The organism is Bacillus sp. ME78, from assembly GCF_903970865.1.
Classification (GTDB): Bacteria; Bacillota; Bacilli; order Bacillales; family Bacillaceae_G; genus Bacillus_A; species Bacillus_A cereus.
The window spans coordinates 1-14856 of record NZ_CAJCKK010000053.1 but is presented as its reverse complement, the minus strand read 5'-3'; the positions used below and the strand labels follow the sequence as shown (position 1 = coordinate 14856).

Below are 14856 nucleotides of genomic sequence, written 5' to 3'. Positions count from 1 at the left end.
CCGTTCCCATACCGAACACGGAAGTTAAGCTCTCTAGCGCCGATGGTAGTTGGGACCTTGTCCCTGTGAGAGTAGGACGTCGCCAAGCAACTAAAAACACAAGTCTTTTGACTTGTGTTTTTTTTATTTCCCATGAAATAGGTTAGGTTCTGTTAGTAAAAATGATGAAATATAGTAAGGGATTTTTTGAGCAGAAATATTAAGAAATTGATAAATAAATGGATAATCTTCAGAGCCATAGCTTCCAAGTAAGTCATACCACCAATCTGTTTCATACCTAGAAATCATGCTTAAATTATAGAGCAATAAATAATGAACGAGGAGTTCGGGTAATACTGGTTTAGGATTTCTAGGATCAGTTGTAAGTGGTAAATAATAAGTATTAGTAAGATATTCATAGTATAAAGGAGTACTGTACATAGGATTCCATGATTGAATTGGCGCCGTAAAAAGTAAATTCGATTCATTAGTTTTCTCAGGTACATGTTGCATTGATAAATGCTTACAAGATGTTTCAATGTAGCGAGAAAATCTCTCTTTAGTCATATGTAATCGATCTAGTAGGTTGACTGAAAAGGAGAGCTCATTTTTAATTGTTGAATCGATTTTATATAAAGTTGATCCTTTTTGACTATAGCGGAACAAATTTTGTAATTCTGGAATATTTCCCATTAGTTCTAACATGTTAAATTTTTCTGCTTCTAAGTGTTTCATGTGAAACAGTTGTTCTGCAACATGAGTAAACAATCCGTTTTTTTGTACCTTCACCTCATCTTCTAAAAATTGATACCCTTGTTTTTTTCGTTTGCGAGTTGTAACGCCATGAGCTAAAACAGTAGTGGATTCAGGATAGTTAGGATCAATGGTTAGTAGACATGCTTTAAAAAGTTGGCTAATTCCATAAAATAACAACATTGGTTGAATGGAAAATGGAGCTGTCTTATATAATTCATAATAATTTTTCCCGTGTTCTAAGTAATAAATAAAGGGATAACAATTTTCAAAACTTTTTTTTTCGGCATCCTGAATAGAGGATTTTTCATAACAACGGGCAAGATAACGTTGTACGTTTTGAGATGAAAAAAAGAAACTTAACTGCTGCCAAGTGCAAGATGTTTGATGCATATATTACGCTCCTTTTATTGTCTAAAAATTCTAACATATATATACGTCCTTGACAGTATTTTAACCAATTGATAAGCTACTAATAATAATTTCTGGTATCATAGGGGGAACAATTATGTGGGAATCTAAATTTGTTAAAGAAGGTTTGACTTTTGATGATGTATTACTTGTACCAGCTAGGTCAGATATATTACCAAGAGAAGTAAGTGTTAAAACAGTTTTATCTGAAAGCTTACAGCTAAACATCCCGTTAATTAGTGCAGGAATGGATACAGTAACAGAAGCTGACATGGCTATTGCAATGGCTCGCCAAGGTGGTTTAGGAATTATTCATAAGAATATGTCTATTGAGCAACAAGCAGAGCAAGTTGATAAAGTAAAGCGCTCTGAAAGCGGCGTTATTTCAGATCCTTTCTTCTTAACTCCAGAACATCAAGTATATGATGCAGAACATCTTATGGGAAAATATCGTATCTCAGGTGTACCGGTTGTAAATAATTTAGATGAGCGAAAATTAGTTGGTATTATTACAAACCGTGATATGCGCTTCATCCAAGACTACTCAATCAAAATTTCTGACGTAATGACAAAAGAACAATTAATTACAGCTCCAGTTGGTACTACATTGGAAGAAGCTGAAAAGATCCTACAAAAGTATAAAATTGAAAAACTCCCTCTTGTTGATAATAACGGTGTATTACAAGGGCTGATTACAATAAAAGATATTGAAAAAGTAATTGAATTCCCAAACTCTGCTAAAGATAAGCAAGGACGCTTATTAGTTGGAGCGGCAGTTGGTGTAACAGCTGATGCTATGCTTCGTATCGATGCATTAGTAAAAGCTAGTGTAGATGCAATTGTACTTGATACAGCTCATGGGCATTCTAAAGGCGTTATTGATAAGGTAAAAGAAGTTCGTGCTAAATATCCATCATTAAATATTATCGCTGGAAATGTTGCTACAGCTGAAGCAACGAAAGCATTAATTGAAGCTGGTGCAAACGTAGTTAAAGTTGGTATTGGACCAGGTTCTATTTGTACAACACGTGTTGTAGCTGGTGTTGGTGTACCACAATTAACAGCAGTTTATGATTGTGCAACCGAAGCTCGTAAACACGGTATTCCAGTTATTGCTGATGGCGGTGTTAAGTACTCTGGTGATATGGTTAAAGCTTTAGCAGCAGGAGCACATGTTGTTATGCTAGGTAGTATGTTTGCTGGTGTTGCCGAAAGTCCTGGAGAAACTGAAATTTACCAAGGTCGTCAATTTAAAGTGTATCGTGGTATGGGTTCTGTCGGTGCGATGGAAAAAGGAAGTAAAGATCGTTACTTCCAAGAAGGAAATAAAAAACTTGTTCCAGAAGGTATTGAAGGACGAGTACCATATAAAGGACCTTTAGCAGATACAGTTCACCAATTAGTTGGTGGCTTACGTGCAGGTATGGGATATTGCGGAGCACAGGATTTAGAATTCTTACGCGAAAATGCACAATTCATTCGTATGTCAGGTGCAGGCTTACGTGAAAGTCATCCTCATCACGTACAAATTACAAAAGAGGCTCCAAACTACTCATTATAATGTCTTATATACAAATAGACAGAGATTTGATATCTCTGTCTATTTTTTTTTGATTATGTTAGAATAACGGTTATGTGAGTACATAGATATTGGGGGTAGCAAAAGTGAAAGGTATGTTTTGCAAAAGATTCATTGCTTTGGTAACAGTGCTTACACTAGCTTGTAGCATTTTTATGCCATATAGCAATGCATCAGCTGAAACAGGAGCCGCTTTAAACATTGAAGCAGGCGCGGCAATTTTAGTAGAAGCGAATTCTGGGAAAATTTTATATCAAAAGAATGCAGATGAATTATTATCCATTGCTAGTATGACAAAGATGATGAGTGAATATTTAGTTCACGAAGCAGTGGATAAAGGAAAACTTAAGTGGGACCAGAAAATTAAGGTTTCTGAATATGCATATAAGGTTTCACAAGATGCTTCATTATCAAATGTTGCATTAGAAAATGGTGGCTCTTATACAGTAAAAGAGTTATATGAGGCAATGGCAATCTTTTCTGCAAATGGTGCAACAATTGCATTAGCAGAAGCAATTGCAGGTAAAGAAGTAGATTTCGTAAAAATGATGAATGATAAATCGAAAGAACTAGGGTTGAAAAATTATAAATTTGTCAATTCTACAGGTTTAACGAATAAAGATTTAAAGGGAATGCACCCTGAAGGAACAACAGCAGATGAAGAAAATAAAATGTCTGCAAAGGATGTTGCAACTTTAGCACAACATTTAATTAAAGATTATCCAAAAGTGTTAGATACAGCAAAAATTCCTAAAAAAGAATTCCGTCCAGAAAAAGAGAAGTTTGCAATGTCAAACTGGAACTGGATGTTAAAGGGCTTAGTTAAAGAATATGATGGCGTAGATGGTCTGAAAACAGGCTCAACTCCAGAAGCAGGAGATTGCTTCACTGGTACGGTTGAAAGAAACGGTATGCGTTTTATTTCTGTAGTTATTAAAACAAGTTCTCATACAGCACGTTTTGATGAAACAAAGAAGCTATATGATTATGGATTTGCTAACTTTGAAGTGAAACAAATGTATAAAAAAGGTTCTTCAGTAAAAGGACAAGAAACAGTAAGAGTAGAAAATGCGAAAGATAAAGATGTAGCAGTTCAAACGAAACAAGCTATTTCACTTCCAGTGCCAAAAGGAAGTAAAGATGTTTATAAAACAGAATTAAAAGAATCAAGTAAGGGACAAGAAGCACCTATTAAAAAGGGAGCTGCGCTTGGTCAAATGGTAATTACGCCAAAAGATACAAACGACCCTGGATTTTTAACTGGTAAGTCGTTGCAAGTGGATCTTGTAACAACATCTGAAGTAGAAGAAGCAAACTGGTTTACTCGTGCTATGCGCGGAATTGGTTCATTCTTTAGTGGTATGTGGAATAGTGCTGTTGATACAGTAAAAGGTTGGTTTTAGAAGCTCCTCATGGTAGGGGCTTTTTTTTTATTCCTATTTTTCATACCGACTTTATGAAAAAGTAGTAGACAAGCATCTGATAGTTAGTGGTAGAATGTAAGAGTATTCTTAATTTTCGCCTTTAACGGGGGAAAGCAATTCACCTAGGGGGGTTTTTGTACATGACAAATGTAACAGGGACAGAGCGTGTAAAACGTGGAATGGCAGAAATGCAAAAAGGCGGCGTTATTATGGACGTAATTAACGCTGAACAAGCAAAAATTGCAGAAGAGGCAGGCGCAGTTGCCGTTATGGCATTAGAGCGTGTACCAGCAGACATTCGTGCAGCAGGTGGCGTTTCTCGTATGGCAGACCCAACAATCGTTGAAGAAGTTATGGGTGCAGTGTCAATTCCGGTTATGGCAAAATGCCGTATCGGTCACCTTGTAGAAGCACGTGTATTAGAATCATTAGGGGTAGACTATATCGATGAGAGTGAAGTATTAACTCCTGCTGATGAAGTATACCATTTAAATAAACGTGATTACACAGTTCCATTTGTATGTGGTTGCCGTGATATCGGAGAAGCTGCACGTCGTATTGCAGAAGGTGCATCTATGCTTCGTACAAAAGGTGAACCAGGAACAGGAAACATTGTAGAGGCAGTGCGTCATATGCGCCAAGTCAATGCAGAAATCCGTCAAGTTGCGAGTCTACGTGAAGATGAGTTAATGACATATGCAAAAAATACTGGTGCTCCTTACGAAGTATTACTTGAAATTAAACGTCTTGGTCGCTTACCAGTTGTAAACTTTGCGGCAGGTGGTATAGCAACGCCAGCAGATGCTGCATTAATGATGCAACTTGGTGCTGATGGGGTATTTGTTGGATCTGGTATCTTCAAATCAGAAAACCCAGAGAGATTTGCACGTGCAATTGTTGAAGCAACGACTCATTATGAAGATTACGAACTAATTGCAAGTCTTTCTAAAGGATTAGGTAATGCAATGAAGGGTATCGAAATTTCAACGTTATTACCAGAACAACGCATGCAAGAGCGTGGATGGTAATTAAAGGAGAACTTTAAAATGGTGAAAATCGGTGTACTAGGTCTTCAAGGTGCAGTTCGTGAACATGTAAAATCAGTTGAAGCAAGTGGTGCAGAAGCTGTTGTTGTAAAGCGTATAGAGCAACTTGAAGAGATTGATGGTCTTATTTTACCAGGCGGTGAAAGTACAACAATGCGCCGTCTTATTGATAAGTATGCTTTCATGGAACCACTTCGCACATTTGCAAAGTCTGGTAAACCAATGTTTGGTACATGTGCAGGGATGATTCTTCTTGCGAAAACACTTATTGGCTATGAAGAAGCACATATTGGTGCTATGGATATTACAGTTGAGCGCAATGCGTTCGGACGCCAAAAGGATAGTTTTGAAGCTGCGCTTTCAATTGAAGGCGTGGATGAAGACTTCGTTGGTGTATTTATCCGTGCGCCGTATGTTGTAGAAGTAGCTGATAATGTTGAAGTGCTTTCTAAGCATGGTGACCGAATGGTAGCGGTAAGACAAGATCAGTTTTTAGCTGCTTCATTCCATCCGGAATTAACAGATGATCATCGTGTAACAGCATACTTTGTTGAAATGGTAAAAGAAGCGAAAATGAAAAAAGTTGTATAAGTAACTTGCAACTTGTATAAGATTATAGTAAATTGATGGTAACAATTTTATAAAATAAGCGTGTTGATAGGAAATAGTAACAAATGTTGTTTCTTATAGAGAGTCGATGGTTGGTGGAAATCGATAGAAACAGTTTGTGAATCCATCCTGGAATGGAATGTGGAACATCTTTTGGATTAGTAAGCATTCCCGGTGAAGAGCCGTTATTTCTACTTGAGAGGAAAGCGGTAATGCTTTCAACTAGGGTGGCAACGCGGGTTAACTCCCGTCCCTTTATATAGGGACGGGAGTTTTTTGTGTTTTATAAAATAAAAGGAGGAGTATATAATGCTTGATATTAAATTTTTACGTACAAACTTTGAAGAAGTAAAAGCGAAATTACAGCATAGAGGTGAAGATTTAACTGATTTCGGACGTTTTGAAGAACTTGATACGAGAAGAAGAGAACTACTTGTTCAGACAGAAGAATTAAAAAGTAAACGTAATGAAGTGTCTCAACAAATCTCTGTATTAAAGCGCGAAAAGAAAGATGCAGAAGCTCTAATTTTAGAAATGCGTGAGGTTGGAGAAAAAGTAAAGGATTTTGATAACGAACTTCGCACAGTTGAAGAAGACTTAGAAAGATTAATGTTATCTATTCCAAATATCCCTCATGAGTCTGCTCCAGTCGGTGAAACAGAGGATGATAATGTAGTAGCGCGTACTTGGGGAGAAGTAAAAGAATTTACTTTTGAACCAAAACCACATTGGGATCTTGCTACTGATTTAGGAATTTTAGATTTTGAACGCGCTGGGAAAGTAACAGGAAGCCGCTTCGTATTTTACAAAGGTGCTGGTGCAAGATTAGAGCGTGCTTTAATTAGCTTTATGCTTGATCTTCATACTGATGAGCATGGATATGAAGAAGTATTACCTCCATATATGGTAAACCGTGCAAGTATGACAGGAACAGGACAACTTCCAAAGTTTGAAGAAGATGCATTCCGTATTGAAAGTGAAGATTATTTCTTAATTCCAACAGCTGAAGTACCTGTAACGAATATGCATCGTGATGAGATTTTAAATAAAGAGCAATTGCCTATAAGATATGCTGCATTTAGCTCTTGCTTCCGCTCTGAAGCAGGTTCAGCTGGTCGCGATACACGCGGTTTAATTCGCCAGCATCAGTTCAATAAAGTAGAGCTTGTGAAGTTCGTAAAACCAGAAGATTCTTATGAAGAGTTAGAAAAATTAACAAATGATGCAGAACGCGTGTTACAATTATTAGAGTTGCCATATCGCGTTATGAGCATGTGCACAGGCGATTTAGGATTTACAGCAGCGAAGAAATACGATATTGAAGTATGGATTCCAAGCTATGGCACATATCGTGAAATTTCTTCTTGTAGTAATTTTGAAGCTTTCCAAGCGAGACGTGCAAATATCCGTTTCCGCCGTGAGCCAAATGGAAAACCAGAACATGTCCATACATTAAATGGATCTGGTCTTGCAATTGGACGTACGGTTGCAGCTATTTTAGAGAACTACCAACAAGAAGATGGTACAATTATAATTCCAGAAGTTCTTCGCCCTTATATGGGAGGAAAAACAGTTATTAAGTAAATTTAAACATTCATCGGTATGAGTGATTGGTAATTATGAGCGTTGTCAGTACTGTAATGTAGGAAGGGGAAAGTAAAATTTTCCTTTCCTCATAATTTATTTTAGTAGGGTTGACTAACTGTTTTTCTTTTGATATTATATTTGATGTCAATATGGAGGTATACCCAAGTCTGGCTGAAGGGATCGGTCTTGAAAACCGACAGGCGGCGAGAGTCGCGCGGGGGTTCGAATCCCTCTACCTCCTCCAGATATAATTGACAACAGCGCATATAAGTGGAGATTGGAGAACTCGTTACCAACACGTAACGAGTTTTTATTTTAAAACCAATCATAAAGTATGGTGTAAGGTAATTTTGTCCTTATTACACACTCATATTCCGATGATTATCTTCATAGATATGAAAGGAGTCAACATGGATCTTATTATACAAACGTTTCCTTTAGATGGAAAAACTTTATATTATGTACAATGTCCTGTCTGTAAGAACAATAGAATTTTAAACAGTGGTGCAAACGTATCACGCATTATTAGTGATGATACATTCCGTAAACTTTGTGGTTGTACTTGTGATGTAAAACCAGCTACGAATAAAGTAGAGGTGCCAAAACAAGTTAAAAAAGCAGCTGTAAAGAAAGAAGCGGCTCCAAAACGTACAGGTAAAGTATTAACGGCAGTAATTAATGGGAAAGAAATGACTGTTAAAGAGATTGCTGAAGCATACGATATTAGTACAAGTACTGTTCGTCAGCGTATTAACGCAGGAAAACCTGAGAGTGAAATTATTGCTCCAACAAAGAAGAAGTAATTTAATAGGAAAACCCGTGCATATGCACGGGTTTTTTATTTTACAAGTTTACGTGTTTGTTTTAAAAAATGGCCAATTTTTTTAATGATTGGTTCGATTGAATCCCCATCTTTTAAAATATCGTACTCATTAATATTTAAGCGTAATACAGGGCATGAATTAAAGTTGTTAATCCAGTTTTCATAACGTCCATGCATTTCTTTCCAGTACTCAATTGGCGTTTGCTGTTCCATTGGGCGTCCGCGTTCTTGAATACGATCGACAATATCATCGAAAGAACCTTCTAAGTAAATTAATAAGTCTGGATGAGGGAAGTAAGGAGTCATGACCATAGCGTCAAATAACCCTTTGTATGTTTCATAATCAGTTTCCGTCATCGTACCTTTTTCATGATGCATCTTTGCGAAAATTCCAGTGTCTTCGTAAATAGAACGATCTTGAACAAAACCGCCACCGTATTCAAAAATTCTTTTTTGTTCCTTAAATCGTTCTGCTAAAAAGTACACTTGTAGGTGGAAGCTCCAGCGAGTGAAGTCCGCATAGAACTTGTCCAAATATGGATTGGAATCTACTTTTTCAAATGATGTGCGATAACCTAAAGCATTAGCTAATGCAGTTGTCATAGTTGATTTACCCACACCTACCGTTCCGGCGATAGTGATTACTGCGTCATTGGGTATATCATATTTTTGCCTTAAATTCATTATTATTTCGACTCCTTTAAGAGAGTATTTTGAAGGGCAGATAGGATGACGTTTAAATCATCAGGATTTTTTACAAAATCCATATCGTCTCCATTAAATTTCAATACTGGTATTTCCGGATGATCTTTTTTAAAAGCATCCATTGCTGTTTCATAATCTTTTGTGAGCTGTAGTAAGTAATTTGGATCCATGTTTTTTTCAAATTCTCTTCCGCGCATGGCGATTCGTTTTTGCAATGTTTCTAGGCTAGCTGTTAAATAAACAATGACGTTTGGCACAGGCATATCTTGTGTAAGGATACGATAAATTTGCATGTACTTGTCATATTGAGAGTCTTTTAATGTGCGGGATGCAAAAATTAAATTTTTAAAGATATGGTAATCCGCTACTACTGGTTTCCTTTGATTCAAATACTTTATGTTAATATCTTCTAATTGTTTGTATCTATTACAAAGAAAGAACATCTCTGTTTGAAAACTCCATTCGTCGATGTCTTCATAGAACTTTCCTAAAAAGGGATTTTCATCAACAATCTCTTTTAGTAAGTGGAGTTGCATGTGAGTTGAAATTTCCTTCGCAAGTGAAGTTTTTCCAACACCAATTGGTCCTTCAACCGTGATAAATGGTACTCCGGTCACGCTGTTTCCTCCTTTCAATCAGTGATTTACCGTGACTACTAAAAACACAAAACAGAATTATTGTAGCACAAGAGGGAAGCGAGCGGGTTAATTTGATATAAAAAGTTAGAAAATAGATATATGTATTAATTAAATTTTATTTTGGATGACGATGTTATATTTGCTTTCAATGTAGTTTCCATTATTTTTAAAGCATGTATATTATCTTGGTCGCTGTTAGAGGCAATACAATCCTGTGGTACATACAATGTATAATTTCTCATATGGGCATCATTAGCTGTAAATAGGATACATATATTTCCGGCAACTCCTGTTAATATTAGATTTTCTATTTTTAAATAACCTAGTAATGAATTTAAAGGTGTTTCATAAAAAGCGGAATAATGTGGTTTAATAAAAATGTAATCATCAGAATTTGGAGCAATCTTATGGATTATATTTTCGCTATATTTATTTGTGCAATGAGTAATAAGTTGGTCGATATCAGATCTCCAAAGTTGATAATGGTCATTAACGTAAATTATAGGATAGCCGAAGGATTTCATTTTTTTCTTTAATTGTAAAATAGGGTTTGTGATAGTCTCACATTTTTGAGCTAGAATGGGTCCGTGGGAAAATTGAAAGTCATTAATCATATCGATAATGAGCAAGGCGGTATTTTTCATATGTAATCCCCTCTCTTTTTTCTTTTAGGGTGGATTGAATATATAAAAGTTATCCCCTGTGTAGTAAATGGAAATAAGTGTACTTTATTTGTAATGAAAGGACTATGTTATGGAACAAGATCAAGATATTTATTTTATGCAATTAGCGATAGAAGAAGCCAGAAAGGCAGAGGAAATACAGGAAGTGCCAATTGGAGCAGTTATAGTGTTAGATGGTGAGGTAATTAGTGTTGCCCATAATTTAAGGGAAACTGAGCAAAGATCAATAGCTCATGCAGAGTTGCTAGCGATAGATGAGGCGTGTAAAAAATTAGGGACATGGCGTTTAGAAGATGCAACATTGTATGTAACATTAGAACCTTGTCCAATGTGTGCGGGTGGAATTGTTTTATCACGAGTGAAGCGAGTTGTATATGGTGCAAGTGATCCGAAGGGCGGGTGTGCAGGGACATTAATGAATCTTTTAACAGATGAACGCTTCAATCATCAATGTGAAGTAGTATCTGGTGTATTAGAGGAAGAATGCGGTACGTTGTTAACAAACTTTTTTAGAGAGCTTCGTAAAAAAAGAAAAGCGATAAAAAAATTAGAGAAAAATACTGGGAACTAACGTATTTGCATTTTATAAAGAAACAAGTTATACTGATAATGCCTTTAATGAAGGCAACCGAATATTGGTTTTAACTTTGCCGTGCTAAGCGGGGAGGTAGCGGTGCCCTATACTCGCAATCCGCTCTAGCGAGGCCGAATCCCCTCTCGAGGTTATGTTGCTGTAAGGTCTGCCTTAAGTAAGTGGTGTTGACGTTTGGGTCCTGCGCAACGGGACCCCGTGAACCTTGTCAGGTCCGGAAGGAAGCAGCAATAAGCGGGTCTTCTCGTGTGCCGCAGGAGTGCCTGAACCGAGCTAACTGCTTGAGTAACGCTTATGGTACGTAATCGACGGAGGGTGCACGGCAGTTATATATGTATACAAAACTCACCTTAATACAAAGGTGAGTTTTTTGTATAGAAAATAACTTTTGGAATCTATAAACAGAATGGGTTATAATAAATGAGATAATAACCTTTGAGGGAGGCCGTATTTTCGTGTCATACCAAGCGTTATACCGAACATGGAGACCGCAAAAGTTCGAAGATGTAGTCGGTCAAAAGCACGTGACAAAAACGTTGCAAAATGCCCTTCTTCAAGAGAAAGTTTCACATGCTTATTTATTTTCTGGTCCTAGGGGAACAGGAAAAACGACAATTGCAAAAGTATTTGCAAAAGCAATTAACTGTGAACATGCTCCGGTAGCTGAACCTTGTAATGAATGTCCTTCTTGTTTAGGAATTACACAAGGATCCATTTCAGATGTATTAGAAATTGATGCGGCTTCAAATAACGGTGTAGATGAAATTCGAGATATTAGAGATAAAGTAAAATATGCTCCAAGTGCTGTAGAATATAAAGTATACATTATTGATGAAGTTCACATGCTTTCTATGGGTGCATTCAATGCGCTTTTAAAAACCTTAGAAGAGCCGCCAGGACATGTTATCTTTATTTTGGCGACAACAGAACCTCATAAGATCCCGCCTACAATTATTTCGCGTTGTCAGCGTTTTGAATTCCGAAAAATATCAGTGAATGATATTGTTGAGAGATTATCAACGGTTGTGACAAACGAAGGTACGCAAGTGGAAGATGAAGCATTACAAATTGTTGCCCGTGCTGCTGAAGGTGGTATGCGTGACGCGCTTAGTCTTATTGATCAGGCTATATCTTATAGTGATGAGATTGTTACGACAGAAGATGTATTGGCCGTAACAGGATCTGTTTCTCAGCAATACTTAGGCAATTTAGTAGAATGCATACGTGAAAATGATGTATCAAGAGCATTACAGATCATAGATGAAATGATGAGTAAAGGGAAGGATCCAGTTCGTTTTATGGAGGATTTCATTTACTATTATCGTGATATGCTTTTATATCAAACTTCACCGCAACTAGAACATATGTTGGAACGAGTAATTGTAGATGATCAATTCCGTAAGTTGAGTGAAGAAATGCAACCGGAAGTGATCTATGAGATTATTCATACCCTTAGTAAGGGACAACAGGAAATGAAGTGGACAAATCATCCGCGTATTTTCTTAGAAGTTGTTATGGTGCAATTGTGTCAACAGTTTATGATGCAAGCAAACGGTACTGATCGTTTGCAAGCAATTATGAACAGGATGCAGCAATTGGAGAAAGAGTTAGAGCAAGTCAAAAAGAACGGTGTGCCAGCTGGTGTACAACAGGAAGTAAGAGAGACACGTGCAACACCAAAACCCGTACGAACAGGAAGTATGAAGATTCCTGTCGGGCGTGTAAATGAAGTATTAAAACAAGCGAAGCGTCAAGATTTAGAACAATTAAAAGCTGTATGGGGTGAGTTGTTAGGAAGACTCAAATCATATAACAAAGTAGCGTTTGCTGTTCTACTAGAAAATAGCGAACCAGTGGCAGCTTCAGATGACACTTACGTTTTAGCATTTCAATATGAGATTCACTGTAAGATGGCGAGCGAAAATCGAGAAGCTATGGATACAGTAGAACAAGCTTTATTTGAATTGCTAAGTAAAAAGTTAAATATGATTGCCATTCCAAAAAGTGAATGGGGTAAAATCCGTGAAGACTTTTTACAACGTGAAGGTGGAGAGTCTGAAGAAAGCCCGGAGAAAAAGGAAGACCCTCTTATAGAAGAGGCAGTGAAATTAGTAGGACAAGAACTCATTGAAATAAAAGAGTAATAATAATTAGGAGGAATTAATTATGATGCGTGGCGGAATGGGAAATATGAATAACATGATGAAACAAATGCAAAAGATGCAAAAAGACATGGCGAAAGCACAAGAAGAGCTTGGTGAAAAAACAGTTGAAGGTACAGCTGGCGGCGGAATGATTACAGTTATTGCAAATGGTCACAAGCAAATTCTTGAAGTGAAGATTAAAGAAGAGGTTGTAGATCCAGAGGATATCGAAATGTTACAAGACTTAGTGTTAGCTGCAACAAATGATGCACTTAAAAAGGCTGATGAGCTATCAAACTCTACGATGGGTAAATTTACAAAAGGCTTAAACTTACCAGGTGGAATGTTCTAGGAGGATATTGATACATGCATTATCCAGAACCAATATCAAAACTAATCGATAGTTTTATGAAGTTGCCAGGTATCGGACCGAAAACAGCGGTTCGATTGGCATTTTTCGTATTAGATATGAAAGAAGATGATGTGTTAGGTTTTGCGAAAGCACTTGTAAATGCGAAGCGAGATTTAGCGTATTGTTCTGTATGTGGACATATTACTGATCGTGATCCTTGTTATATTTGTAATGATTCGCATCGAGATCAATCAGTTGTTTGTGTCGTGCAAGAACCGAAAGATGTAATCGCGATGGAAAAAATGAAAGAGTATCAAGGTGTATATCATGTGTTACGTGGTGCGATTTCTCCTATGGAGGGAATTGGACCGGAAGACATTAATATCCCGCAACTCTTAAAGCGACTACATGATGAAACGGTACAAGAAGTAATATTAGCAACAAACCCTAATATTGAAGGGGAAGCTACAGCGATGTATATCTCCCGCCTCTTAAAACCTACAGGCATTAAAGTAACTCGTATTGCACATGGTCTGCCAGTTGGTGGAGATTTAGAATATGCAGATGAAGTGACACTATCGAAAGCATTAGAAGGTCGCAGAGAAGTATAAGAGGAGAAACAAAAATGTTCTTTCAAAAAAAGGGTAAATTGCGTAAAGAGTATGATGATAAGTTAATTGTACTTTTGGAAAAAGTGAAGAATGAGTGGTTACGTCAGAAGAGAATGGTCGAACAAAGTGTAGAACCATCTCAAGATGTCATTTGTTCTTTGAAAATAGCAGAGGCGAAATATTTCTTCTTGTTGAAAGAAGCAAAGCGTCGTCCTGTAAAAATGGAACAATGGTAAAGGGTTCTGCTTTCTGAGCAGGCCTTTTTATTTTATTTTATTTTATTTGTTAAATGCTGAGGTGTTGTTTTATTAGGTTTATATGAAAGAGATGCCGTTTATGATAACTGTTCTTTTTTATTGTCTTGTCCCATACAAATAGATGTATAGGTCATTCATAAGGAGGAAAAAATGAATTCTACAATTATTATTGTTGGCATTCTTACTTTAGTGTTTATTTTTCTTGTTTTTGGTGTTGCCTCTAAGCCATTACGTTTTATAGGAAAGGTGATTTTTCATGTTACTCTAGGCATAGCATTGCTTTTTATCATAAATGTTGTAGGGACATATTTTGATTTTCATATCCCAATTAACATGGGTACAGCGGCAATAACGAGTTTATTAGGCCTACCAGGTGTGGCGGCATTAGTGATTATTAAGCTTTATATCATGCCAAGATAAAATTATTTTGGCATTTTTTTAAAAAGTGTTGACTATTAAATAATTAATATGGTAAATTAATAAGCGTCGTCAGGAACGAAAGAAAAAAGTTGTTGACAGATTTAATGAGAAATGTTAAATTATAAAAGTCGCTGAAACGCGATATTGAACTTTGAAAACTAAACGAAACAAACAACGTGAAACGTCAATTTTTATTTTTAGATGCTAGACAAACTAACTTTATTGGAGAGTTTGATCCTGGCT

Annotated in this window: 16 protein-coding genes, 1 tRNA gene, 1 rRNA gene, 1 other RNA gene and 1 other annotated feature; of the genes, 15 read left to right on the top strand and 4 right to left on the bottom strand. The window is 36.8% G+C overall.

What is annotated here, in order from left to right; all coding sequences use genetic code 11:
* Nucleotides 1–88, top strand: a 5S ribosomal RNA gene (gene rrf, locus H6481_RS27475); the annotation flags it as partial.
* 35 nt (nt 89–123) lie between these two features.
* Here the strand turns inward: rrf and H6481_RS27470 are convergent.
* Complete coding sequence (locus H6481_RS27470; RefSeq protein ID WP_053563256.1) at nt 124–1125, bottom strand: YaaC family protein; 1002 nt, start codon at nt 1123–1125, stop codon at nt 124–126.
* A 115-nt stretch (nt 1126–1240) separates the two neighbouring features.
* Here H6481_RS27470 and guaB point away from each other — a divergent pair, with 115 nt between their 5' ends.
* From guaB to H6481_RS27435, 7 genes are all read left to right on the top strand, one after another.
* Nucleotides 1241–2704 (top strand): IMP dehydrogenase, encoded by a 1464-nt coding sequence (gene guaB, locus H6481_RS27465; RefSeq protein WP_000264089.1) that lies wholly within the window; start codon nt 1241–1243, stop codon nt 2702–2704.
* Nucleotides 2705–2817: 113 nt separating this feature from the next.
* Nucleotides 2818–4125 (top strand): D-alanyl-D-alanine carboxypeptidase DacA, encoded by a 1308-nt coding sequence (gene dacA / locus H6481_RS27460; protein WP_125653127.1) that lies wholly within the window; start codon nt 2818–2820, stop codon nt 4123–4125.
* Nucleotides 4126–4286: 161 nt separating this feature from the next.
* Nucleotides 4287–5174, top strand: a complete 888-nt coding sequence (gene pdxS / locus H6481_RS27455) for a pyridoxal 5'-phosphate synthase lyase subunit PdxS (RefSeq protein WP_000186154.1) — start codon at nt 4287–4289, stop codon at nt 5172–5174.
* Between the two features lie 18 nt (nt 5175–5192).
* Nucleotides 5193–5783 carry a pyridoxal 5'-phosphate synthase glutaminase subunit PdxT gene (pdxT, locus tag H6481_RS27450; RefSeq protein ID WP_182813721.1) on the top strand — a complete coding sequence of 197 codons (591 nt, stop codon included), beginning with the start codon at nt 5193–5195 and terminating at the stop codon, nt 5781–5783.
* Between the two features lie 54 nt (nt 5784–5837).
* Nucleotides 5838–6059: a binding site (T-box leader), on the top strand.
* Nucleotides 6060–6110: 51 nt separating this feature from the next.
* Nucleotides 6111–7385 carry a serine--tRNA ligase gene (gene serS, locus H6481_RS27445; protein ID WP_000884174.1) on the top strand — a complete coding sequence of 425 codons (1275 nt, stop codon included), beginning with the start codon at nt 6111–6113 and terminating at the stop codon, nt 7383–7385.
* A 154-nt stretch (nt 7386–7539) separates the two neighbouring features.
* Nucleotides 7540–7632, top strand: a tRNA-Ser gene (locus H6481_RS27440).
* 166 nt (nt 7633–7798) lie between these two features.
* A complete protein-coding gene (locus tag H6481_RS27435; RefSeq protein WP_000364192.1) occupies nt 7799–8191 on the top strand; it encodes a DUF3797 domain-containing protein in 393 nt (130 codons plus the stop codon).
* 35 nt (nt 8192–8226) lie between these two features.
* Here H6481_RS27435 and H6481_RS27430 read toward each other — a convergent pair whose 3' ends face one another.
* The 3 genes from H6481_RS27430 to H6481_RS27420 all read right to left on the bottom strand — a co-directional run bounded on the left by H6481_RS27430 (nt 8227) and on the right by H6481_RS27420 (nt 10198).
* A complete protein-coding gene (locus tag H6481_RS27430; RefSeq protein WP_001053585.1) occupies nt 8227–8895 on the bottom strand; it encodes a deoxynucleoside kinase in 669 nt (222 codons plus the stop codon).
* A 2-nt stretch (nt 8896–8897) separates the two neighbouring features.
* Nucleotides 8898–9533 carry a deoxynucleoside kinase gene (locus tag H6481_RS27425; protein ID WP_000148218.1) on the bottom strand — a complete coding sequence of 212 codons (636 nt, stop codon included), beginning with the start codon at nt 9531–9533 and terminating at the stop codon, nt 8898–8900.
* Nucleotides 9534–9658: 125 nt separating this feature from the next.
* Complete coding sequence (locus H6481_RS27420) at nt 9659–10198, bottom strand: isochorismatase family cysteine hydrolase (RefSeq protein ID WP_071730373.1); 540 nt, start codon at nt 10196–10198, stop codon at nt 9659–9661.
* A 109-nt stretch (nt 10199–10307) separates the two neighbouring features.
* Here H6481_RS27420 and tadA point away from each other — a divergent pair, with 109 nt between their 5' ends.
* The 7 genes from tadA (at nt 10308) to H6481_RS27385 (ending at nt 14613) form a co-directional block, all read left to right on the top strand.
* Nucleotides 10308–10808, top strand: a complete 501-nt coding sequence (gene tadA / locus H6481_RS27415) for a tRNA adenosine(34) deaminase TadA (RefSeq protein WP_182813719.1) — start codon at nt 10308–10310, stop codon at nt 10806–10808.
* Between the two features lie 79 nt (nt 10809–10887).
* Nucleotides 10888–11152: signal recognition particle sRNA large type (gene ffs, locus H6481_RS27410), an RNA gene on the top strand.
* A 132-nt stretch (nt 11153–11284) separates the two neighbouring features.
* Nucleotides 11285–12973 (top strand): DNA polymerase III subunit gamma/tau, encoded by a 1689-nt coding sequence (dnaX, locus tag H6481_RS27405; protein WP_182813717.1) that lies wholly within the window; start codon nt 11285–11287, stop codon nt 12971–12973.
* Between the two features lie 25 nt (nt 12974–12998).
* Nucleotides 12999–13325: a YbaB/EbfC family nucleoid-associated protein gene (locus H6481_RS27400; protein WP_014894853.1), complete on the top strand. Its 327-nt coding sequence runs from the start codon at nt 12999–13001 to the stop codon at nt 13323–13325.
* Nucleotides 13326–13339: 14 nt separating this feature from the next.
* The gene (gene recR / locus H6481_RS27395) at nt 13340–13936 is read left to right on the top strand and encodes a recombination protein RecR (RefSeq protein ID WP_000559169.1); all 597 of its coding nucleotides are present in this window, start codon (nt 13340–13342) and stop codon (nt 13934–13936) included.
* 14 nt (nt 13937–13950) lie between these two features.
* A complete protein-coding gene (locus H6481_RS27390; protein ID WP_000466019.1) occupies nt 13951–14172 on the top strand; it encodes a YaaL family protein in 222 nt (73 codons plus the stop codon).
* Nucleotides 14173–14343: 171 nt separating this feature from the next.
* The gene (locus H6481_RS27385; RefSeq protein WP_182813715.1) at nt 14344–14613 is read left to right on the top strand and encodes a pro-sigmaK processing inhibitor BofA family protein; all 270 of its coding nucleotides are present in this window, start codon (nt 14344–14346) and stop codon (nt 14611–14613) included.
* Nucleotides 14614–14856: the final 243 nt, after the last annotated feature.

Bases quoted from the DNA above. Each gene is read 5' to 3' on its own strand.
- H6481_RS27400 (WP_014894853.1), top strand. From the start codon at position 12,999: ATGCGTGGCGGAATGGGAAATATGAATAACATGATGAAACAAATGCAA.
- pdxT (WP_182813721.1), top strand. From the start codon at position 5,193: ATGGTGAAAATCGGTGTACTAGGTCTTCAAGGTGCAGTTCGTGAACAT.
- H6481_RS27385 (WP_182813715.1), top strand. From the start codon at position 14,344: ATGAATTCTACAATTATTATTGTTGGCATTCTTACTTTAGTGTTTATT.
- recR (WP_000559169.1), top strand. From the start codon at position 13,340: ATGCATTATCCAGAACCAATATCAAAACTAATCGATAGTTTTATGAAG.
- H6481_RS27390 (WP_000466019.1), top strand. From the start codon at position 13,951: ATGTTCTTTCAAAAAAAGGGTAAATTGCGTAAAGAGTATGATGATAAG.
- pdxS (WP_000186154.1), top strand. From the start codon at position 4,287: ATGACAAATGTAACAGGGACAGAGCGTGTAAAACGTGGAATGGCAGAA.
- dacA (WP_125653127.1), top strand. From the start codon at position 2,818: ATGTTTTGCAAAAGATTCATTGCTTTGGTAACAGTGCTTACACTAGCT.
- H6481_RS27420 (WP_071730373.1), bottom strand. From the start codon at position 10,198: ATGAAAAATACCGCCTTGCTCATTATCGATATGATTAATGACTTTCAA.
- H6481_RS27470 (WP_053563256.1), bottom strand. From the start codon at position 1,125: ATGCATCAAACATCTTGCACTTGGCAGCAGTTAAGTTTCTTTTTTTCA.
- H6481_RS27435 (WP_000364192.1), top strand. From the start codon at position 7,799: ATGGATCTTATTATACAAACGTTTCCTTTAGATGGAAAAACTTTATAT.
- H6481_RS27430 (WP_001053585.1), bottom strand. From the start codon at position 8,895: ATGAATTTAAGGCAAAAATATGATATACCCAATGACGCAGTAATCACT.
- serS (WP_000884174.1), top strand. From the start codon at position 6,111: ATGCTTGATATTAAATTTTTACGTACAAACTTTGAAGAAGTAAAAGCG.
- tadA (WP_182813719.1), top strand. From the start codon at position 10,308: ATGGAACAAGATCAAGATATTTATTTTATGCAATTAGCGATAGAAGAA.
- guaB (WP_000264089.1), top strand. From the start codon at position 1,241: ATGTGGGAATCTAAATTTGTTAAAGAAGGTTTGACTTTTGATGATGTA.